Raw genomic sequence first — 19,989 nt, forward strand, 5'->3', positions numbered from 1 at the left:
TTTGGCTAATTGTCTATATAATATAAAATAAGCTATAAAAGTCAACTTTTATAGCTTAGATACTATATATGAGTTTAATGATATAATTTCTTTAAATTAAGCCATCATTTTTATAAAGTTTCAATTCTTCAATTAAATAACTTAAAGTACCAAAATTCTTGTCAATCTTACGTTTTAAAAGATCTAGCCCTTTGATTAAAGTTTCCTCATCAAAGGTTTCTAATAATATCATCATACTAATAGAACTAATAGCACCATCTTTTGTATCCAATACTCTTGCAAATTTAATATACTCATTTTTCATAGCTGTTTTAACTGCAATTTTAAGATCTTCGCTGATTTCTAATTCAGGCATTTTATCGAATACTTTAATTTCTTCATTTGATAAATCTAAATTTACTGCTTTACTTATATCCGTAGATACAAATATAACATTTTTAAATTCAGCTTCTTCGAAATCAACTCCTTCTATTTTTGCAGAATGGAAGATAGTATTTTCAAATTTGCTTTTTTTAAACCTACTATTTTTAAGGTTAGTTGCAATAAATTCGGTAGATTCAAAAGAACATTCAGAAAAATTACATGATTTAAATTGAGCACCTCTAAAACTTGCATGATTGAAGTTAGAATTTGAAAAATCACTGCTAAAACAATTACTTCTTCTTAAATCTTTGTTCTGGAAATCAGAACCTGATTTTTTTCTATTACTATAGTTAATTTGGTCATTTAATCTTTTACTTATAGCCATTTTTTCCTCCATTTAAAAGATAGTTTATTTTAGTTTACTATCCGGTTAGTTTATATCCTAGTACTAGAATTTATTAAAAGGATATAGTAGTCTACATAATATAGGTATACCAGTTCAACTATTAATTTATACGTGTCCAAAACTAGTTGAAACGTCTAGTTTTTGGAACAAGTATAAATTAAGTTTCACAGTGGTATTCCTATAGAATAACACACTTACAAGGGTTCGGCAATCTATTTATTAGATTATACATCATATATCTGATATAATAATATAAATAGAATAGTAAATTTAGAATTAAGATTATAAGTAAAGGAGATTATATGAAACAATTTAAACGAATATATATAGAAATCACCAATTATTGTAATTTGAAATGCAGTTTTTGTCCTGAAACAAAAAGAAAATTAGAATATATGACTGTAGATAAGTTTGAGGAAGTACTTAAAAAAATCCAAGGGTATGGGCAATATGTATTTTTGCATTTAAAAGGAGAACCTTTATTACATCCCCAGTTTAAAGAAATATTAGACTTATGTTATAAATATAAAGTAAAGGTGAACTTGACTACTAATGGCACAATGATCATGAAACATATGGGTTTATTATTGAGTAGTAAAGCCATAAGACAAGTTAGTATGTCTCTTCAAAGTTATGAAAATTTAAAGGATTATGAAGCCTTTGAAACATATTTAAAAAGCATAATATCCTTTGTAAATAAAGGAAGGGAAAAAACAAATATTATTTTTGAATTGAGACTTTGGAATTATGAAGATGAAGAAAGTGTTATAAATAATTTTAATAAAAATAAAAAATCTTTAGAACATATTAAAGAATCATTGGAATTAAAAGATGGAGTGTATGAACAACTTCCAAAAGGAAAAGGAATAAAACTTTTACCGCAAGTATATTTAAGCAAAAGTTATGAATTTCAATGGCCCAATTTATCAAGAGAAATCATTAGTACAAAAGGAAGTTGTTATGGATTAAGACAACAAATTGGAATTTTAGTCAATGGGGATGTAGTACCTTGTTGTTTAGATTCAGATGGAGATATTGTTTTGGGTAATCTATTTAATTGTAGTTTTGAAGAGATTATCAATTCTTGTAGAGCAAAGGCTATTGTAGATGGATTTGAAACAAAAAAATTGGTTGAACCATTATGTATGAGATGTGGATATAGACAGAGATTCTAATATAAATTTAAAAGCCTGAAAATTATTTTCAGGCTTTTACTATATAACGAACTATTTACTTTATATGTTTAAATTAAATAGTTTCAATATGTTCTGGAACTTTCATAAATAAAAAGCCTCCAATAAGAAATAATATAATTATGCTAGAAACGCCAAGTCTAGAATTGCCTGTGACTTGAGTAACAAAAGCTACTAATAATGGTCCTAATATAGAAGCAAATTTTCCAAAGATATTATAGAATCCAAAAAATTCACTGGCTTTATCTTTGGGTATTATTTTACCGAAGTAAGATCTACTTAAAGCTTGTATACCACCTTGGGAAGTAGCCACTAAAAAGCCTAAAATCCAGAATTGAATAGTTGTATGCATAAAATAAGCATAAATTGCAATAAAGCTATAAACACCGATACCAACCAAAATCATCTTTCTAGCTGAGTATTTTTTAGCTAGTTTTCCAAATAAAAGGGCAAAAGGAAAAGCAATAAATTGAATAGCTAATAGAATAATCATTAAATCATTAGAGCTAACACCTATATCTCTTCCAAATATTGTGGCCATTTTAATTATTGTGGAAACGCCATCAATATAAAAGAAATAGGCTATTAAAAATAAGAATATAGATTTATATTGAGTAATGTTCTTAAAAGTATCATATAATCTAATAAAACTTTTTTTGATTGCATTTTTCTCGGGTTCTATAAATTGGGTTTGCTCAACATCTTTTAACATTGGTAGTGAGAAAATAAACCACCAAACTGAAGTAATAAGAAAAGAAAGTTTTGTTGCTTGTAGAGTGGTAATGCCTATTAGATCAGGTTTCATAATAAATATAATACTTATTATAAAAGGAATAGTGCTACCTATATAACCATAACCAAAACCAGCAGAGGAAATCCAATCCATCCTATCTTCAGTTGTAACATCAACTAAAAAAGAATCATAGAAAATATTTGAACCTGAAAAACCTAAGATTGCGAAAATATAAATTATTATACATAAAAGCCAATTTCCTTCATTAACTATAAAAAATAGTGATGTAAATATAAGCCCTAAAAATAAAAAAAATGTAAAAAGTTTCTTTTTATAGCCTTTGTAAGCAGCAATTGTTCCTAAAATAGGAGCTAAAATAGCTACAAGCAAGGTAGCTATAGAATTACCATAACCCCAATAGGCTGTGGATAAGTGACTTGGTAGTTCTTTGGCTACTACATCTTTATAGAAAATTGGTAAGATTACACTTAAAACTGTCATTGAAAAAGCAGAATTAGCCCAATCATATAAAACCCAACTTCTTTCTTTTTTAGTCATTAGAAAACCTCCATTCCAAATTTAACCGATAAAAATATCATACCATATTTATACAATATAAAAATAATATTCTTGAAACTTAATGAAGTCTTAACATTAAAAATAACCCCTCTATAATTCAGAGGGGTATTACATTAATTTTATTTTTAATTAGAAAATTACTTGGAAGCAATTCATATTACTTTCTACATAAGCTTTTATTTGCCCATTATGAAGTGTTACAATACTTTTAACAATAGATAAGCCTAAACCATTTCCATCTTTTACTGTATCAACTTGATAAAAGCTATTCCAAATGTTTTCTAGTTCAGTTTCAGGTATTAGTAATCCAGTATTGCAGATAGTTAATGTTACTTTATTTGAAGTTCTTTTTAAATTAATAACAATGTTACCTTTTTCATCCACATACTTAAAGGCATTACTTAATAAATTAATAATAACCTGTCCTATACGTAAAGAATCACCTTGTATTAAACAATTTTCTTCAGCATAAACATCAACTTTTATAAATTTTTCATCACTTAAATACTCAAATTTGTTAATACAGGTTTCAAGTAATTCGTTGAGAAGTATATCTTCCTTTACAAGAGTAAAGGAGCCAGATTCATAGCTTGATAAGTCCAGTAAATCTTTAATGAGTCCATTCATTCTTATACCTTCATCAAGAATAACTTGAACATAATAATTTATATCTTCTTTGGTTTTTGGGAGGCCTCGCTGCAATCCATCTGCATAACCAAGAATTACGCTAATAGGATTTTTCAGTTCGTGAGATACATCAGAAACAAATCTACGGCGCATATTTTCAAGATTTTTTTCTCTAGATAATTCTTTTTCAAGCTTAGAGTTGCTTTCATTTAATGCATTTATATTATTAGAAAGTTCTTTAGACATTTTATTAACACTTACATATAATTCTCCAATTTCATCATCGCCTTCTTCTTTTAAGGCACCAGTAAAATCAAGAGAAGCAATTTTTTCAGCAGCATCCTTTAATGTTACAATAGGGCGAGAAATTAGGCTTGCCATAAAAATAATAATTATAAAAGCGAGTATATAAATAACTAAAGTTATAATAGTTAAGAAAAGTAAAAATACTTGTTGAACTTCACGAAAAATCCCCATGGGTTTATTGATGATTAAAAGATCACCATTATTAAGAATATAACCATATATAATTTTCTGCTCTAAAAAAGTTTCCTCATGAGAAACAAAAAAATATCCATCTTTAATATTAGAACTGGCTTTATCTTTTATAATTTCTAGTTCTTCAGGCGTAATATACTTACTATTATCTTTTGACACTCGACCGAAAATCAGTTTATTATCTGGAGTAAAAATAAGTGCGGAGCCTCCAGTTCTAATTTCTAAATCTTTAATGGCGTTATGGGTTTTATTATATATTTGATTATTAGAATACTCTTTACTGATTTTTATGATAGTGTACTTATTATAAAATAGAAAAAAATCATCCATGAAAAAAAAATTTATAAGCATTATCAGAGCTAACATCAATAGAAATATTCCAGAATAAATTAATAATAGTTTTTTTCTAATAGATTTAGTTTTCAGGAATTTCAAGTTTATAACCAACTCCTCTAACGGTTTTAATAATATCACTGTACTTACCAAGTTTTGCTCTTAAAGTTTTTATATGAGTATCTACTGTTCTTGGATCACCATAATAATCATATCCCCAAATTCTATCAAGAATTACATCTCTTTTTATGGGTATATTTTTATTATAAATAAGAAAGTCTAGCATTTCGAATTCCTTTTGGGTTAAGTTTAAAGTTTCTTTGTTACTTATAACTTCACGATTAGTAAAATCTATTTTTAAATCATAAATTTCAAGGATTTTAGGTTTTGATTTCTGAAATCTACGTAAGCAAGCATGTACTCTTGCTACTAATATTTCATAAGTGAAGGGTTTAGATATGTAGTCATCTGCTCCTAGTTGCAACCCTTTAACTTCATCATGAGTTTGATTTAATGCAGTTAGAAAAATAACTGGAGAGGGACTTACTTTTCTAATTTCCTTAATAGTTTCAAATCCATCCATACCTGGCATACGAATATCAAGTAGTATAAGGTCAATATCATTATGTGTCATGATTTTCTCCAATCCATCCATACCATCTTTGCCTTCTATTATCTCAAATCCTTCATTTTTTAAATAATCTCCTAGTATTCTTCTTATTTTTTCTTCATCATCTATAATAATAATTTTCATATAAACACCTCAGTTTTTATTTCGAATTTTATTTTTTATAAAAATATTATTGCACTTTATAGTAGATAAAAATAAGATAACTCATAACTCATATGAATATAACTATACTTCTTTACTTAACTAGCAGCACAAATACATGAGGGATAAGTCTTCCAGCTTCAAGTTTAATTTCTTCAATTAATTCAAGTTCTTCATTATCAATTAAAAGTTCCTTAAATAATTTCTTTTCTATGGTGTGAATAAAAGCCATTCCACCTGGTTTCACAAAATAAGGGATTTCCTTGATAAAATCACTATATAATTGAGCATATTTATTATGGTCTGCTGACTTATTATCAAAAGGCATATTTGTTATAAGCTCATCAAAATATTCTAAGGAATCATAACTTAATATATCTTTATTTACTAGCTCAATATTCACACTAGCTAAAGCTGCATTAGCTGTAGCATTAGATATAGCTGTTTTATATATATCAACTCCTGTTAAAGAGTGATATTCTAATAGTTTAGCTCTTTCAATAAGCATTGTTCCAGCACCACAAAATGGGTCTATAACTGAAGAATTAGGTTTTACCCACTTTTCTATAGATTTTAGAACAATAGCCGCAGATATAGGATTTATAGAAGTAGGTAGAGCATTCTCTCTATAATCAAATCTAGTATCTTTAAAAGTATATAATTTTAAAAACACATTACAAAGATTATTTTTTTCAATTATTCTTATTTCAACTTCATAGGAAGAAGTACTGTTTTTCAAAGTACCACTAGATAATTCATCCAACTCACGGGATAAGTTTTTTACAAACTCTGATTTTTCAATAATATGATCAGTGGTCTTAAATTCAACTCTATATCTAAAGGAAGAATTAGAATCCACCTCATGACAGTCATTTAAAAATTCTACAATATGTCCGTTTATAATAGCAGAAGCTATGGATTTAGAATCAAATTTTAGGTTCTCACATTTATTTAAAGGAAATAAAACCTCATAAAAGGTTCTACAAGAGTAAACTTTATCTAAATCTTTTTCTTTAATAAGTATACCTTCCTCTATAAGTTGACCTTTAATTGATTTTTCTTTTAAGTCGTTCAAAGCAAGATGATATTGGTTGTTCATTAAAGTAAGCAACATAGGAACAGGGCTTTCAAAGCCTTTAAATTTATGGGATACAAGAGGCGATAATTTATCTATAGCCTTTGTAAGAGCAAGCTTTTCTTCATTAATATGTTTATTGATTTTTATTGGGGAGTTAGTACCAGCAGAATCATTTTCTTTTGATACCAAATCTTCAAGTATTTTATTTAATTTTTCTCCGTCCAAAGCTCCACCGCAGCCACCTATAGCAGAAGCATAAGAAGCTCTTGCGAATTGTTGGTCTTCAGACATATAAGCAAGGTATAAAGATTCTAAATATGCGGGATCTCCTAGTTCTCCAATAATTCCACACACATTTTTTCTTGTTTTTGCATCTGAATGGGAAAGCAAATCAGAAAGTTGCTCTTTTGAAAATCCAATAGTTTTTGTAAAAAAGTTTCTTGGTTTTTCTTTTTTTATAATATCCCTTATTACGGAGAGTATTATCCTTGGATTATCTTCACTTAATGCTTTTGACCAAAGCACTGGAATTGAATTCTTATAATCTAAGGAAAGTTTGTTGATAATTGTAATTCTTTGTTTATCATTTGAATTCTTAAGATTTTCAATGGAAGCATTTATTGTATTATTATTTTCTAGCATTTGTTCACCTCTTAGGATTAATTGTAGTTCATAAATAAAGAACTTCTATAATAGTTTAGCTTATTATATCTTATATTACAGCAAATTTTTCTGAATATAAGATAAGTTTATTTGCTTTTATAAGCATAAAATAAAAAAGTAAAGCAATTTTATTGAAAATTGCTCTACACATCTTTTGCTATACTTTGCAGTAATATTATACCACAAAATATAGGCTTGTTATACTAAATAATAAGTGCAGGGCTGATTATATAGGATACAACGGTGAAACTTAATTTATACTTGTTCCAAAAGCTCCGGCTTTTGGGAGTTTTGGGGCATGTATAAATTAATAGTTGAACTTGTATACCTATAATAAAATTATATATAAATTAATAGACAAATAAAACAAACAATTAGGTTAAAATAACTATTGAAATTAGTTTGACACAAAACTAATATATATATATAATTATGTATAGTAATCTCATTGTGAAACTTAATAGTTGAAGTGGTATGTCTATATGTATCAAATTAGAAAGGTGTGTTTTTATGTATAATGATAAACAAGATAAATCTTTGTTTCATAAAACAAAATTAGCAAATATTGAGCTTAAAAACAGATTTGTTAGAAGTGCAACTTGGGAAAATATGACCACTGAAGATGGGCATATGACAAAGGAGCTTTATGATATTTACGAAAACCTATCAAAAGGTCAGATTGGATTGATTATAACAGGATACGGCAATGTTGTTAAAGAAGAGCAACCTAATCCTGGTATGATGGGAATTTATAATGATTCATTTATTGAGGAATACAAAAAACTAACAAATTTAGTTCACAGTTACGGTTCAAAAATTATTATGCAATTAGCTTATGGTGGTACAAAAACTAATTTTAACCTGGGTGAAAGAATTATATTTGCTCCAAGTGAAGTACCTGAAAAAAGTACAAATGTTTTAGGTAAGGCTATGTCCAAAGAAGAAATTGACTATATTGTTAATGGTTTTGCTGAAGCTGGCAAAAGAGTTAAAGAGTCTGGTTTTGATGGAGTAGAAATCCATGGAGCGCATACTTATTTAATTAATCAATTTCTTAGTCCGTATTATAACAAAAGAACAGATGAATATGGCGGAAGTTTAGAAAACAGAATGAGATTTTTAATTGAAATATATAATAAAATGAGAGAAAAAGTAGGCAATAATTTTTCTATATTGGTAAAGCTTACTGCAACTGAATTCTTTCAAGGTGGATTAACTTTTGAAGAAACTAAATTAATATGTAAAAAATTAAAGGAAATAGGTGTAGATGGTCTTGAAATTTCAGGTAATATTCATGGCAAGGCTAATACTATGGCTGGAGAAATATTTGAGGGATATGAAATAAAAGAAGAAGGATATTTTGTAGAATATGCAAAGGTTATTAGTGAAATGGTAAATATTCCAATAATAACAGTAGGTGGATTTAAAGATATTAATAATATAGAAGAGATTTTTAATGAAAGCAATATTGAATATTTTGGCATTTCAAGACCTTTACTTACAGAACCTGATTTAATTAAAAGATGGATTGAGGGGAATAGAAAACCCGCAAAATGTGTTCGATGTTCAAAATGTAGAACGGCAGAAGGAAATTATTGTACTGTTTTTAACAAGTTGAAATAAAAACTGTAGATATAAATGTTGGAGGTTTTATTTTTGAAACAATTTAAACGAATATATATTGAAATAACTAATTGATGCAATTTAAATTGTAGTTTTTGTCCTGAAACAAAAAGAAAACAAGAATATATGACTATAGAGGCTTTTGAAGAAATATTAACTTTATGTTATAAGTATGAAGTCAAAGTAAACTTAACTACTAATGGAACCTTGCTAAAAAAACATAAGGATTTATTATTAAGTAGCAAGGCTTTAAGGCAAGTAAGTATATCTCTTCAAAGTTATGAAAAACCGGAAGACTATAAAGATTTTGAAATATATTTAAATAATGTGATGAGTATTGTAAATGAAGGAAGAAATAATACAAACATTATATTTGAGTTAAGATTATGGAATTATGAAGATGAAGAAAGTGTTGGCAATAACTCAATTAAGAATCAACAAGCTTTAGAAATCATTAAGAAAGCTTTAGAAATATCAGAGGATTTTTATGAAGAACTTCCAAAAGGAAAAGGTATCAAACTATTATCCCAAGTTTACTTGAGCAAAAGCTATGAGTTTCAGTGGCCAGATATGTCAAGACAGGTTATTAGCACAAAAGGAAGCTGTTATGGTTTAAGAGAACAGATAGGAATACTAGTAAATGGAGATGTGGGTATAGGGAAAGATTCTGAAAAATGGGCAATTTTCTTGGGTTCACAGTTAAAAGATTAAAAGAAAGTTCTAACTTTTTTTGATTTGTAATAAATACCAAGAACAAAAAAAGTGACTAAGCTTAATAATCCTAGAAATCTTAGTTTTAAAGAATCTAAAGGTTGAGATAAGGTATATCCTTTTTCTAATATACAAAGATTTTTTAAATGGATATCCATATCTCCGCCATGTTCGCTGCATGCTCTATGAAATTCACCTTGTACTTTAACTAGATCTCCTTTTTCATGATAATTTCCAAGGACAGTTACTGTATTTAATATCCCAGTTTCATCCCAAACACCAATAGCATTGCTGCCATCACTTACATTAAGCCAAGAAGCATTTCCTCTTTGCATAATATCCCCGATAGCTTCTCCATCTACAGTTACCATAGTGCTATCTAAGTTTTTACCATCCTCTATAAGAATATTAAAATTTGTAATATCTTCTGCTAGGCAAAGTGAAGATGTTTTTAGTAATAAAACTAAACATAAAATTATTATCTTATATATTCTAAACATAATTTTTTTAACCCTCCAAATGTAAATCCAATTAATGCAAAAATAGATATAAATTCAAGCCTACCTAGATACATAGCAATTATATAGTATACTTTCATTACCCAGGGCATTGAAGGATTAGATATACCTATAGATAAACCTACATTTCCTGTTATGGAAGCAGATTCAAAAGCGGAACTAGCCATAGAATAACCATAATAACATCCAAGTGCAGTTCCTATAGTAAACAATGAGATATAACAGATTATAATAAAGGCAGCACTTTTTACTATGGTATCATCAAGTACTTGGTTTTTTATATAATGATATTTGTATATTTTAATCTTGCTTTCAGGAGTTAAAGTTTTTTTCACATCTGAAATGATGCTTTTAAACACTATGCCAACCCTAAGGCCTTTAAAGCCACCTGCTGTTGAACAAGCAGAACCGCCTATAAGCATAGCTATAACTAATATAAAAATACCGAAATCACCCCACTCTAAAGCAAACTGACGGGCATAAAGAGTTCCAAAGCCTGTGGTAGTATGAGCTGAAATCAAAAGATAAAATCCTTTTCTAAATAAAGCCAAAGAATTAGGATAAATATTTAGCTTTTTAAGGCCAATAATTAATAAAAAAGTAGTTATGCCTACAGTTACTATAAAACTTTGAATTTCAATATTCTTAAAGATCTCTTTTCTATTTCCTTGCCACACTGAATAGTGAAGTCCGAAGTTAAAAGAACCTATTACAAAAAAAATAATTGTCAATAATTCGTAGGAAAAACTGTGATAGTATAACATATTTTGAGACATGGGTGAAAATCCACCAGTACTCCAAGCTGACATAAAAATAAATAATCCATGAAAAAAAGATGACACAGGTTTAAGTCCTATGAAAAGTCCATTTATCCATAAAGCAAGGGTGCCTATTATTAAATAAACCAAACTTATCATCCATATTAATTTTGCTGTATGTTTTACATTTGGTAAAAGTTCAATATCTTTACCTTCACCCACATACATTTTATAAGCACCGGTAGTATCCTTAACAAGAAAAGTTAAAGCTAAAACCACCATGCCTTGACCCCCTATAAATGTGAGAATATGACGCCACATGTTTAGTCCGTAGGAAAGATGGTCAAGGTCTTGAGTCAAAATAATGCCAGTAGTTGTAAAACCACTCATAACATCAAAGCAAGCATCGAGAAAAGAGTTAAGATGTCCACTTAAAAAATATGGAATAGCAGAAATAAACATTAGTATAATCCAGGATAAAGCAGATATTATAAGTCCATGTTTCCACTCAAATTTTTTAACTTTAACATTCCCTGTAATCATAAGAGCAAGTCCAATAATTAAAGATATATTTAAGCTGATTCCAAAATCAAGCACCGAATTCCATTCTTTAAAACAAATAGAAGTAATTATTGGAATTACCATCAAAGCAGCAATTACTATAATTATATACCCTGTATAATAATTTATTAATCTTATATCATCAAAATCTTTATTTGAAATTTTCATAAGTTTTAGCCTATAACCAATGTATTTATTATCCAAATTAAGCTTACGAAAGCAGAAACAAAGGCAATTTCTGTAAGCACACCTAGTAATATTTTATTCTTTTTAATCATATAAATATCCTCCCCAGTTTGAACTTCTGTATTTGCATTTATTTTTTTGATTTTCTGAAAAAAGAAAATTGATCATTTTCAAATTCATCTTCTATAAGATTTGAAATCACCTCAGTGCTACAAACAGTTTTATCTACACCAAGGGCTTTAAAAACTTGTATATTTTTAGGGTTATTAATCCTAGCTATAGTTTTTTTTATATTAAAATCTATTTTTGCAATCTGGCAAATAATAAGATTTTCTTCATCTTTACCTGTAACTGCAGCCACTATTTCAGCTTTATCAATACCAGCATCTTCAAGTACTTGTATATCAGAACCATCCCCCCATATGATATTTCCATCAATTTCATCAGCAATTTTTTCGCAAATAATCTTGTCCTTCTCTATTAATACGACATCATACCGTTTTTTATTTAAAGTTTTAAATAAATAGTATCCTACTTTTCCACCACCAACTATTACAGCTTTCATTATATTACCTCCATAATAGGGTCTGTTATTCTACTTTTAACCATTTTAGCAGCTATTTCAGTTATATTTACTGTCTCAATGCCAAGCTTTATATAAATATGCTCTTTGGATGGTTCGAATACTCTAGCTATAACCCTTTTAACTCCGAAAATATTTTTTGCGATTTGACTAGCCATTATATTAATATTATCGTCAGGTGTCATAGCAAGAAAAACATCTGCTTTATCTATACCAGCTTCAAGAAGTAAGTCTTGGTCTATTTCAATACCCTTTACTCTTCTTCCATTAAAGCCGCTTCCTAACCTGTCTAAGTTTGTAGCATTTTTATCAATTATTGATATATCATGACCTTGACTAACCAAATCCTTTGCCAAACTGCTGCCAAGTCTTCCGCATCCTATAATTAAGATATACATTTTATCTCTCCTCATATATTGGCTATTAACTAGTATTAAATAATGTTAGCAGAAAATTCATAAATTCAGTGTTAACAAAATTATTGTTGGTATAAAGATTTTGTTAATATTTCATTGTATACTTGCAAAATAAAAAAGCTGGACACTTAAGTCAGCTTTTTTATTATTCATCTACTAATCGATAGCCTACGCCTACTTCGGTCATTATATATCTTGGCTGAGCAGGATCTTTTTCGATTTTTCTTCTTATATTAGCCATGAAAACTCGAAGAGATTGAGTATCATCTCCAGAATAGGAACCCCATATTTGATTTAATATGAATTTATGAGTTAATACTTTTCCAGCATATTCAACCATAAGTGCCATTAACTTATATTCAATAGGAGTAAGATGTATATCTTCATCAGAAATTGTAACCTGTCTTTTCTCAAAATTTATTTTTAAATCACCTATGCAAAATATTTCTGAAGGAAGAATTTCATTTCTAGTTCTTTGAGAAGTATGCCTTAAGGCAACCCTTATTCTGGCTAATAGTTCATTAACGCTGAAAGGTTTTGTAAGATAATCATCAGCGCCCAAGTCTAAGGCTTCAACTTTTTCTCTTTCACGACCTCTTGCAGAAACTACAATTATATGAGAGTTAGTATTTGGCCTTATTTTTTCAATAACTTCAATGCCATCTATATCTGGAAGGCCTAAATCTAGTACTATTACATCGGGTGTGTGTGAGGAAACTAAAGAAATTGCAGTTTTTCCATTTGAAGTTTCAATAAATTTATAGCCCTGAGCATCTAAAGATACACATATAAAATTACGAATAGGTTTATCATCTTCTACAACTAAAATCAATGGTTTATTTATCATTTCTATCACTCCTTGTTGGTAAAATAAATCTAAAGGTGGCTCCGTGGAATTCATTATTAAAAGCATAAATTTTTCCTTTATGGGCAGTTATAATAGATTCACAAATGGCAAGCCCTAGTCCTGTTCCATGTCTTATGTCTTTATTTGATGAGGTACCAGTATAGAATCTATTAAATACAAGGGGCAAACTTTCTTCATTGATGCCAGTTCCGTTATCTGATACTTCAAAAATAATATTATCTATTTCAAGCTCAGCGCTAACAATAATAGTTGAATTCTGAGGTGTATATTTAATAGCATTATCTAAAAGATTTATAAACACTTTTTCAATAAGCATTCCATCTATAGGAATAAGAATTAAATCATTAGGTATATTGATTTTTATAGTATGGAAACCGCATAGTTTTCTAACTCTAGATACAGCAGACCCAATTATTTCTTCCACTGCCTCCATATTCTTTTTTACATCAAGATTGCCTTCATCGATTTTTGTTAAACTAAGTATATTTTCAATGGAATGAATGAGCCAACTTGTTTCTTCATAAATATCTTTTAATAGACTTTTTTTTATATCGGTATGAAGTATATCATAGTTTTCTGAAATTGTGGAAGTGGCACCCAGTATTCCAGTAAGAGGAGTGCGTAAATCATGGGATATTCCACGAAGGAGATTACTTCTAAGCCTTTCTCGTTCTACCTCCATTTTGGACAGTTGTTGTTTTTTCCAAAGATTCTCTCTTTCTACTGCTAAAGCAATTTGAGCTGTAACTGCCTCAAGTAGATATTTTTGTTCATCGGAAAGATAATTATTTTCAAAACAAGAAACACCTAAAACTCCAATATTACCATTTTGTCCTTTAATAGGAATATAATAAGCATCGATATCACTATGAATATGGGTTCCAACACCGGTAGGTTTTTCAGAATTAAGCGTATCATTTATTATTGTTCTTTCCAAAGATAAATCAAAAAAATTAGCGTTTAAATCATTATTAAATCTATGAATATAAGGTGGTTCTAAGCAGTTAGAAGAATTTACAATAGAAATTATTACCGAACGATTGAAAAGGTTTGCAAAATCTTTAGTGCAAACTTCAACTAATTCATTTAATCCTCGAACCATTAAAAGACTTTTGTTGATTTGATAAAGTATTTCGGTTCTTTTTTCACGTTGATTAGATAAAAGTGCTTCTTGTTTTACCTTAGCAGTTAATGTACTTGTAAGAATAGCAGCAGATAGCATAATAATAAAAGTTGCAGCATAATAAGGACTATAAGAAATAAATTTATAGTAGGGTTCAACAAAGAAAAAGTTAAATGTTAAAACTCCTGTTATAGAAGCCAAAATTCCGTATAAGTAACCATCAGTATTTTTAGCTATAAGTTGAACCGCTAGTATAAAAGAAATTATAATATTTGATTCGCTAATGTTTATATATTTAAACATAAAAGCTAAAAGAGTAGCCCCAAACATAATAGCTATAAATTTAACTAAGTTAAATTTTAATGATTCTAGATTAAATGAAGTAATTTTTTTTTTGTGAAGTTTCTTAATTAAATCAATTAAAGACATTAAGTTCACCTTCTTCGATAGAAAATTATATCATAAATCATATCATAAAATATATAAAGAAAGTGTTAAGATTTGCTAAAAAGAAATTTGAATTACTATTTTCATTGAAAATGTTTACTATATTGTATATAATTTAGAAAAACATAATTATTTGTTCCTTAGTTGAATAAAAATAATATTGGAGGAATTGTTGTGAAAAAAATAATTAATAATCCAAATTTTGTGGTTGAAGATATGTTGAAAGGGTTGGCTGCAGCTTATCCGGAATATTTAAAAAAGATAGATAGTGCAGATGTATTAGTTAGAAAAGATTCGCCTATTAAAGGAAAAGTAGCTCTTGTAAGTGGAGGTGGAAGTGGACATGAACCTGCTCATGCTGGATATGTTGGACAAGGCATGCTTCATGGGGCAGTAGTTGGGTCGGTATTTACATCCCCTACACCAGATGAAATATATGAAGCCATTAAAGCTGTTGATGGTGGAGAGGGAGTATTATTAGTAGTTAAAAATTATACTGGGGATATTATGAATTTTGAAATGGCAAAAGAATTTGCTGATATGGATGAAATAAAAGTAGAAACTGTTGTGGTAAACGATGATGTAGCTGTAGAAGATAGCTTGTACACTGCAGGAAGAAGAGGTATTGCAGGAACTGTATTTGTTCATAAAATAGCTGGGGCAAAAGCTGAAAATGGGGCTAATTTAAGTGAAGTAAAAGCTGTGGCAGAAAAAGTAATAGCTAATGTAAGAAGTATGGGAATGGCTCTTACATCATGCATTGTTCCTGCAGCAGGAAAAGCAAATTTTACATTAAGTGAAAATGAAATGGAAATAGGCATGGGTATCCATGGCGAGCCAGGCACACATAAAGAAGATATAAAAGAAGCAGATCAAATAGTAGATCATTTGATTGAAAAAATACTAAAAGATATGCCAGTATCAAAAAAAGAAAAAGTTGCGGTAATGATTAATGGCTTGGGATCAACTCCTAATATGGAACTTTATATAGTTAATAAAAGAGTAAGCGAAGTACTTTTAGAAAAAGGAATAAATGTTCATAAAACTTTTATAGGGGAATATATGACGGCACTAGAAATGGCAGGTTTCTCTATAAGTATTTTGAAATTAGATGATGAATTAATAGAACTTTTAGACGAACCATCAAATACACCGGCGTTTAAAGTGATAAAATAAGAGGGGAGATTCAAAAATGAGTATTTCAGGAGAAAAAGTATTTCATATATTAAAAGAAATTAGTATCAAAATGGATGAGAATAAAGCTTTTCTATCTGAACTTGATGCAGCTATAGGAGATGGAGACCATGGCTTAAATATGAGTAAAGGATTTACTGCTGTAGTTGAAAAAATCAAAGATGAGGATAAAAAAGATATAGGAAATATTTTAAAGAAAACAGGAATGACTTTAGTTTCAAATGTAGGAGGAGCTTCTGGTCCATTATATGGAACGGCTTTTATGAAGGCAGGAGCAGCTGTTGCAGGTAAAAGTGAAATAGGATTAAGTGATTTTATTGAAATACTTGAAGTGGCTTTAGAAGGAATAAAAATGAGAGGAAAAGGAGAATCGGGAGATAAAACCATGATAGATGCAATAGCACCAGCTATTGAAGCATTAAAAGAATCTATACATAACGGGGACAGTTCCCTAGAATCTCTTAAAAAAGCAAAAGAAGCTGCATATAAAGGAGTAGAATATACAAAGGGAATAGTAGCGAGAAAAGGTAGGGCAAGTTATCTTGGAGAAAGAAGCATTGGACATCAAGATGCAGGAGCTACTTCAAGTTATATAATGCTAGAAACAATATACGAAACTTTAAAATAAAGAAATACAATTTCTAAAGTCCTGGAGGACAATTATGGTAGGAATAGTTGTAATATCACATAGTAGCAAAATTGCAGAAGGAGCCATAGAGCTTGCTAAGGAGATGGCTCCTTCAGTAGTAATGGTATCTGCAGGGGGAACATCGGATAAAAGAATAGGTACAGACATGGAAAAAATACTTGAGGGTATAAATGAAGTATACTCAGAGGATGGAGTTATAGTATTATTTGATTTGGGTAGTGCACTTATGAATGCACAAATGGCAGTAGAGCTCCTAGATGAAGAAATGCAAAAGAAAGTAATTATTGTAGATGCAGCATTGGTTGAGGGAACAGTTGTAGCTGCTGTACAAAGTAGCATTGGCAGTGATTTGTTAGAAATAGAAAAATCCTTGCAGTCAATTAGTTTGAATAAGATGCAATAAAAAAATAAACCTTAATAAAAAGCTAGTTAATTTTAAATTAACTAGCTTTTTTCTCAAGAATTTTTACTAAGTGATATATTTGATTATTACTTGGTGTAATAATATTATGTTTTTTACCTAATTTTATAATAGTTCCATTAAGAAATTCAATTTCTGTTTCTCTTCCATTTTGAATATCTTGAAGCATAGAAGGAATATGATTTCCACATACAGAAGGATTAAATAAATCTGTTAGCATGGATTTGATTTTTTCTTCATCAAGTAGAATATTTTCAGCTTTTGCAACAGCAATAATTTCGCTTATAAGATTATCGTATAAATCTTGAATACCTTCATATTTTGAAATATCTGATATTGTAGTACCCATAACTGAGCAAAGTGGATTTAAAACACAATTAATAGTTACTTTTGTCCAAATGCTTTTCATAACATCATCACAAATTGTGCAATCTATATTTGCATCAGTAAAAGCTTTATTAATGTTATTTAGCATTGGGGAATCAATACCGTCAATCTGCATCATTTGAATAATGCCACTACCTAGAGATTTTATTTTACCTGGTCCGAGTAAATTACTTCCAAAGGTTGTAACACCAGCTATTAATTTCTCTCTTGGAACAAATTTTTCAAGGATATCAATATTACCAAGACCATTCTGCAATGTTAATATATAAGTATTTTCATTAATTAAATGCTGGCAGGATTTCATCATATCTGTAGTTTGCATTGCTTTTGTGAGAATTATAAGCAAATCAAATTCTCCTTTACTTTCCTTTGGAAGAGAAGACTTGATTAAATCAACATGACTTCCGTTATCATCTATAATTTCTAGTCCTTTTTCTTGAATAGTTTTAACATGATCTACCCAATTATCCACTAAAAGAACTTCATTTCCTTGTTCATAAAGTTTTGATCCCAAAAAGCATCCCATAGCTCCGGACCCTGCAATTACTATTTTCATTTAAACCTCACACTCCATATAAATTATTGTAGAGTTAATAAATATCTATAAAAATAAGTCAATATAATTGACCTAAGACAATTATATTATAAAACTCTATATAAGTCAATAAAGTTGACTAATTATATTGCTAAACATAGCAATATAATTCTGTTAAATAGAAAGTTCAAAACAAGTTGAAAGTAAATTCTAAAACAATAATTTTTGTGGTTAAAGTAAAGATTAATATTATTTAAATATATTCAAACAATACAATTATAAAATATGGTATTATTGTATCTATAGAGAATCCAGTTTAACTTTGGAGAGGACGAAAATTTATGGATATAAAAAAACATGATCAATTAGATGAGATACTAGCTTTATTTTATTTTGGCTACAAAACTTTTACCAAAAAACCAGATGAAATATTAGAAAAATATGGTATACAAAGAATGCATCATAGAATTATTTTTTTTATAGCTAAATTTCCAGGCTTAAGCGTAAATGAATTATTGACATTATTAGAAATAACTAAGCAAGGGCTTCATGGGCCACTTAAAAAATTATTAGAAAAAGGTTTTGTCAAAAGCGAGCAGTGTGAACAGGATTTAAGAGTAAAAAATCTTTTTCTTACAAAAGAAGGAGAAAAGCTTGAAGAAGAACTTAGTAATGTTCAAAAAGAACAATTGAATAAAATATTTCTTCAATTGGGAGAAGAGTATCAAACAGCTTGGGTAGAAATTATGAAAAAATTATCTTCCAATAGATTAGGCTATGAGTTATGGATAAATAAAGATTAAAGAATATAATTACTGAAAACAAAGGAGTATGGGTATATAAAATGAGGATAGCAATTTGTGATGATTTAAAAGTAGAACGTGATGCTTTGCGTAAATGTATTGATAAAAATCAAATAAATACACAAGTATTCGAATATGAAAATGGAAATGAGTTTCTAGTTCACCACAAAATCAATCGGTATGATATGGTATTTCTCGATGTTTTAATGCCCATAATTAACGGAATAAATGTTGCTGAAGCTATTCGTGAATATGATAAAGAAACGCCTATTGTATTTATAACAACTTCAAAGGAGTTTGCAGTGAAAAGTTACCGAGTATTTGCTTTTGATTACATTTTAAAACCAATTAAAGAAATTGAAATCCAAAATTGCTTATGTCGATTCTTAGCTTTAAAAAAAAATAAAGAATCAATTAGTGTTAAAGTAATGGGAATTGATCTGAAAATTTGTATCAGTAATATTTTATATTTAGAAAGTAATTTACATAAGATTATGTTTCATTTAGAAGATAAACGTGAGATTAAATTAATTGCAAAATTAAGTGATTATGAGATGCTTATTGAAAGTTTCAACTTTTATCGTTGCCATAAAAGCTATATCGTGAATCTTGAGCATATTAGTAGTATTGCAGGAGAACAATTTATAATGACAAATGGTGATAAAGTAAAGATTTCAAGGCAATATTTTAGTGATGCAAAAAAAATATATTTTAATTATATGTTTTCAGACAAGGGAAATGTTAATGATTAGTTATTTTAATAAAATAATTTATGGTTACAGTAAATAAAATAATAGAAAAAAATCAAGAGGGCTAGTAAAAAGAAATTTATACTTTTTACTAGCCCTTTTATAATTATATTTTATACGAGTTATGCTAAAAATCTACAAATTATGCACTTTCGATTGATAGATAATAAAAATTCACATAAAATTAATAACATATTCACATAAAGCCAATG

The 19,989-nt window shown here is 28.7% G+C and carries 20 protein-coding genes; 8 read left to right on the forward strand and 12 right to left on the reverse strand.

Translation table 11 applies throughout. The features are described from left to right. Window positions 1-91: 91 nt before the first annotated feature. Window positions 92-748 (reverse strand): pentapeptide repeat-containing protein, encoded by a 657-nt coding sequence (locus BUB83_RS05610; protein WP_073337468.1) that lies wholly within the window; start codon window positions 746-748, stop codon window positions 92-94. A gap of 323 nt (window positions 749-1,071) precedes the next feature. Between BUB83_RS05610 and BUB83_RS05615 the strand changes: the two genes are divergently transcribed. After that, window positions 1,072-1,944: a radical SAM/SPASM domain-containing protein gene (locus tag BUB83_RS05615; protein ID WP_073337469.1), complete on the forward strand. Its 873-nt coding sequence runs from the start codon at window positions 1,072-1,074 to the stop codon at window positions 1,942-1,944. A gap of 73 nt (window positions 1,945-2,017) precedes the next feature. Here the strand turns inward: BUB83_RS05615 and BUB83_RS05620 are convergent, their stop codons facing one another. The 4 genes from BUB83_RS05620 to BUB83_RS05635 form a co-directional block, all read right to left on the reverse strand. Next, window positions 2,018-3,253, reverse strand: coding sequence for an MFS transporter (locus BUB83_RS05620; protein ID WP_073337470.1), 1,236 nt, complete (start codon window positions 3,251-3,253; stop codon window positions 2,018-2,020). Window positions 3,254-3,403: 150 nt separating this feature from the next. After that, window positions 3,404-4,834 carry a sensor histidine kinase gene (locus tag BUB83_RS05625; protein ID WP_073337471.1) on the reverse strand — a complete coding sequence of 477 codons (1,431 nt, stop codon included), beginning with the start codon at window positions 4,832-4,834 and terminating at the stop codon, window positions 3,404-3,406. Further along, complete coding sequence (locus tag BUB83_RS05630) at window positions 4,815-5,486, reverse strand: response regulator transcription factor (protein ID WP_073337472.1); 672 nt, start codon at window positions 5,484-5,486, stop codon at window positions 4,815-4,817. Before BUB83_RS05630 ends, BUB83_RS05625 begins: the two co-directional genes overlap by 20 nt. A 112-nt stretch (window positions 5,487-5,598) precedes the next feature. After that, window positions 5,599-7,224 carry a methyltransferase domain-containing protein gene (locus BUB83_RS05635; RefSeq protein WP_073337473.1) on the reverse strand — a complete coding sequence of 542 codons (1,626 nt, stop codon included), beginning with the start codon at window positions 7,222-7,224 and terminating at the stop codon, window positions 5,599-5,601. 531 nt (window positions 7,225-7,755) lie between these two features. On the opposite strand from BUB83_RS05635, the gene BUB83_RS05640 reads away from it, so the two are divergent. Both BUB83_RS05640 and BUB83_RS05645 read left to right on the forward strand, forming a co-directional pair. Beyond that, complete coding sequence (locus tag BUB83_RS05640; RefSeq protein ID WP_073337474.1) at window positions 7,756-8,868, forward strand: NADH:flavin oxidoreductase; 1,113 nt, start codon at window positions 7,756-7,758, stop codon at window positions 8,866-8,868. Window positions 8,869-8,994: 126 nt separating this feature from the next. After that, complete coding sequence (locus BUB83_RS05645) at window positions 8,995-9,579, forward strand: SPASM domain-containing protein (RefSeq protein ID WP_073337475.1); 585 nt, start codon at window positions 8,995-8,997, stop codon at window positions 9,577-9,579. Here the strand turns inward: BUB83_RS05645 and BUB83_RS05650 are convergent. From BUB83_RS05650 to BUB83_RS05675, 6 genes are all read right to left on the reverse strand, one after another. After that, window positions 9,576-10,079, reverse strand: coding sequence for a hypothetical protein (locus BUB83_RS05650; RefSeq protein WP_073337476.1), 504 nt, complete (start codon window positions 10,077-10,079; stop codon window positions 9,576-9,578). The genes BUB83_RS05645 and BUB83_RS05650 overlap by 4 nt on opposite strands. Then, entirely contained in the window at window positions 10,058-11,584 is a 1,527-nt protein-coding gene (locus BUB83_RS05655; protein ID WP_073337477.1) for a TrkH family potassium uptake protein, read from the reverse strand. The genes BUB83_RS05650 and BUB83_RS05655 overlap by 22 nt, the downstream gene beginning before the upstream one ends. Before the next feature lie 148 nt (window positions 11,585-11,732). Continuing rightward, window positions 11,733-12,167 (reverse strand): potassium channel family protein, encoded by a 435-nt coding sequence (locus BUB83_RS05660; protein WP_073337478.1) that lies wholly within the window; start codon window positions 12,165-12,167, stop codon window positions 11,733-11,735. Further along, a complete protein-coding gene (locus BUB83_RS05665) occupies window positions 12,167-12,583 on the reverse strand; it encodes a potassium channel family protein (RefSeq protein ID WP_073337479.1) in 417 nt (138 codons plus the stop codon). The genes BUB83_RS05660 and BUB83_RS05665 overlap by 1 nt, the downstream gene beginning before the upstream one ends. A gap of 163 nt (window positions 12,584-12,746) precedes the next feature. Beyond that, window positions 12,747-13,448: a response regulator gene (locus BUB83_RS05670; RefSeq protein WP_073337480.1), complete on the reverse strand. Its 702-nt coding sequence runs from the start codon at window positions 13,446-13,448 to the stop codon at window positions 12,747-12,749. Next, window positions 13,438-15,021 carry an ATP-binding protein gene (locus BUB83_RS05675; protein WP_073337481.1) on the reverse strand — a complete coding sequence of 528 codons (1,584 nt, stop codon included), beginning with the start codon at window positions 15,019-15,021 and terminating at the stop codon, window positions 13,438-13,440. The genes BUB83_RS05670 and BUB83_RS05675 overlap by 11 nt, the downstream gene beginning before the upstream one ends. 192 nt (window positions 15,022-15,213) lie before the next feature. On the opposite strand from BUB83_RS05675, the gene dhaK reads away from it, so the two are divergent. The 3 genes from dhaK to dhaM are packed head-to-tail and all read left to right on the forward strand — an operon-like array spanning window position 15,214 to window position 17,285. Beyond that, complete coding sequence (gene dhaK / locus BUB83_RS05680; RefSeq protein ID WP_073337482.1) at window positions 15,214-16,215, forward strand: dihydroxyacetone kinase subunit DhaK; 1,002 nt, start codon at window positions 15,214-15,216, stop codon at window positions 16,213-16,215. A 16-nt stretch (window positions 16,216-16,231) separates the two neighbouring features. After that, the gene (gene dhaL / locus BUB83_RS05685) at window positions 16,232-16,861 is read left to right on the forward strand and encodes a dihydroxyacetone kinase subunit DhaL (protein ID WP_073337483.1); all 630 of its coding nucleotides are present in this window, start codon (window positions 16,232-16,234) and stop codon (window positions 16,859-16,861) included. Window positions 16,862-16,895: 34 nt separating this feature from the next. Then, a complete protein-coding gene (gene dhaM, locus BUB83_RS05690) occupies window positions 16,896-17,285 on the forward strand; it encodes a dihydroxyacetone kinase phosphoryl donor subunit DhaM (RefSeq protein WP_073337484.1) in 390 nt (129 codons plus the stop codon). 37 nt (window positions 17,286-17,322) lie between these two features. On the opposite strand, the gene BUB83_RS05695 is transcribed toward dhaM, so the two are convergent. Beyond that, window positions 17,323-18,246 (reverse strand): ketopantoate reductase family protein, encoded by a 924-nt coding sequence (locus BUB83_RS05695; protein ID WP_073337485.1) that lies wholly within the window; start codon window positions 18,244-18,246, stop codon window positions 17,323-17,325. A 320-nt stretch (window positions 18,247-18,566) separates the two neighbouring features. Between BUB83_RS05695 and BUB83_RS05700 the strand changes: the two genes are divergently transcribed. Both BUB83_RS05700 and BUB83_RS05705 read left to right on the forward strand, forming a co-directional pair. Next, on the forward strand, window positions 18,567-19,028 hold the full coding sequence (locus BUB83_RS05700; RefSeq protein ID WP_073337486.1) for a MarR family winged helix-turn-helix transcriptional regulator: 462 nt from the start codon (window positions 18,567-18,569) through the stop codon (window positions 19,026-19,028). A gap of 41 nt (window positions 19,029-19,069) precedes the next feature. After that, complete coding sequence (locus BUB83_RS05705) at window positions 19,070-19,780, forward strand: LytR/AlgR family response regulator transcription factor (protein ID WP_073337487.1); 711 nt, start codon at window positions 19,070-19,072, stop codon at window positions 19,778-19,780. Window positions 19,781-19,989 lie beyond the last annotated feature (209 nt).

The organism is Clostridium grantii DSM 8605 (assembly GCF_900129965.1).
In the GTDB taxonomy this organism is placed as follows: Bacteria; Bacillota; Clostridia; order Clostridiales; family Clostridiaceae; genus Clostridium_AF; species Clostridium_AF grantii.

Coding starts and splice junctions, on each gene's coding strand:
- BUB83_RS05610 (WP_073337468.1), bottom strand. CDS start 748: ATGGCTATAAGTAAAAGATTAAATGACCAAATTAACTATAGTAATAGA.
- BUB83_RS05615 (WP_073337469.1), top strand. CDS start 1,072: ATGAAACAATTTAAACGAATATATATAGAAATCACCAATTATTGTAAT.
- BUB83_RS05620 (WP_073337470.1), bottom strand. CDS start 3,253: ATGACTAAAAAAGAAAGAAGTTGGGTTTTATATGATTGGGCTAATTCT.
- BUB83_RS05630 (WP_073337472.1), bottom strand. CDS start 5,486: ATGAAAATTATTATTATAGATGATGAAGAAAAAATAAGAAGAATACTA.
- BUB83_RS05635 (WP_073337473.1), bottom strand. CDS start 7,224: ATGCTAGAAAATAATAATACAATAAATGCTTCCATTGAAAATCTTAAG.
- BUB83_RS05640 (WP_073337474.1), top strand. CDS start 7,756: ATGTATAATGATAAACAAGATAAATCTTTGTTTCATAAAACAAAATTA.
- BUB83_RS05645 (WP_073337475.1), top strand. CDS start 8,995: ATGACTATAGAGGCTTTTGAAGAAATATTAACTTTATGTTATAAGTAT.
- BUB83_RS05650 (WP_073337476.1), bottom strand. CDS start 10,079: ATGTTTAGAATATATAAGATAATAATTTTATGTTTAGTTTTATTACTA.
- BUB83_RS05655 (WP_073337477.1), bottom strand. CDS start 11,584: ATGAAAATTTCAAATAAAGATTTTGATGATATAAGATTAATAAATTAT.
- BUB83_RS05660 (WP_073337478.1), bottom strand. CDS start 12,167: ATGAAAGCTGTAATAGTTGGTGGTGGAAAAGTAGGATACTATTTATTT.
- BUB83_RS05665 (WP_073337479.1), bottom strand. CDS start 12,583: ATGTATATCTTAATTATAGGATGCGGAAGACTTGGCAGCAGTTTGGCA.
- BUB83_RS05670 (WP_073337480.1), bottom strand. CDS start 13,448: ATGATAAATAAACCATTGATTTTAGTTGTAGAAGATGATAAACCTATT.
- BUB83_RS05675 (WP_073337481.1), bottom strand. CDS start 15,021: ATGTCTTTAATTGATTTAATTAAGAAACTTCACAAAAAAAAAATTACT.
- dhaL (WP_073337483.1), top strand. CDS start 16,232: ATGAGTATTTCAGGAGAAAAAGTATTTCATATATTAAAAGAAATTAGT.
- dhaM (WP_073337484.1), top strand. CDS start 16,896: ATGGTAGGAATAGTTGTAATATCACATAGTAGCAAAATTGCAGAAGGA.
- BUB83_RS05695 (WP_073337485.1), bottom strand. CDS start 18,246: ATGAAAATAGTAATTGCAGGGTCCGGAGCTATGGGATGCTTTTTGGGA.
- BUB83_RS05700 (WP_073337486.1), top strand. CDS start 18,567: ATGGATATAAAAAAACATGATCAATTAGATGAGATACTAGCTTTATTT.
- BUB83_RS05705 (WP_073337487.1), top strand. CDS start 19,070: ATGAGGATAGCAATTTGTGATGATTTAAAAGTAGAACGTGATGCTTTG.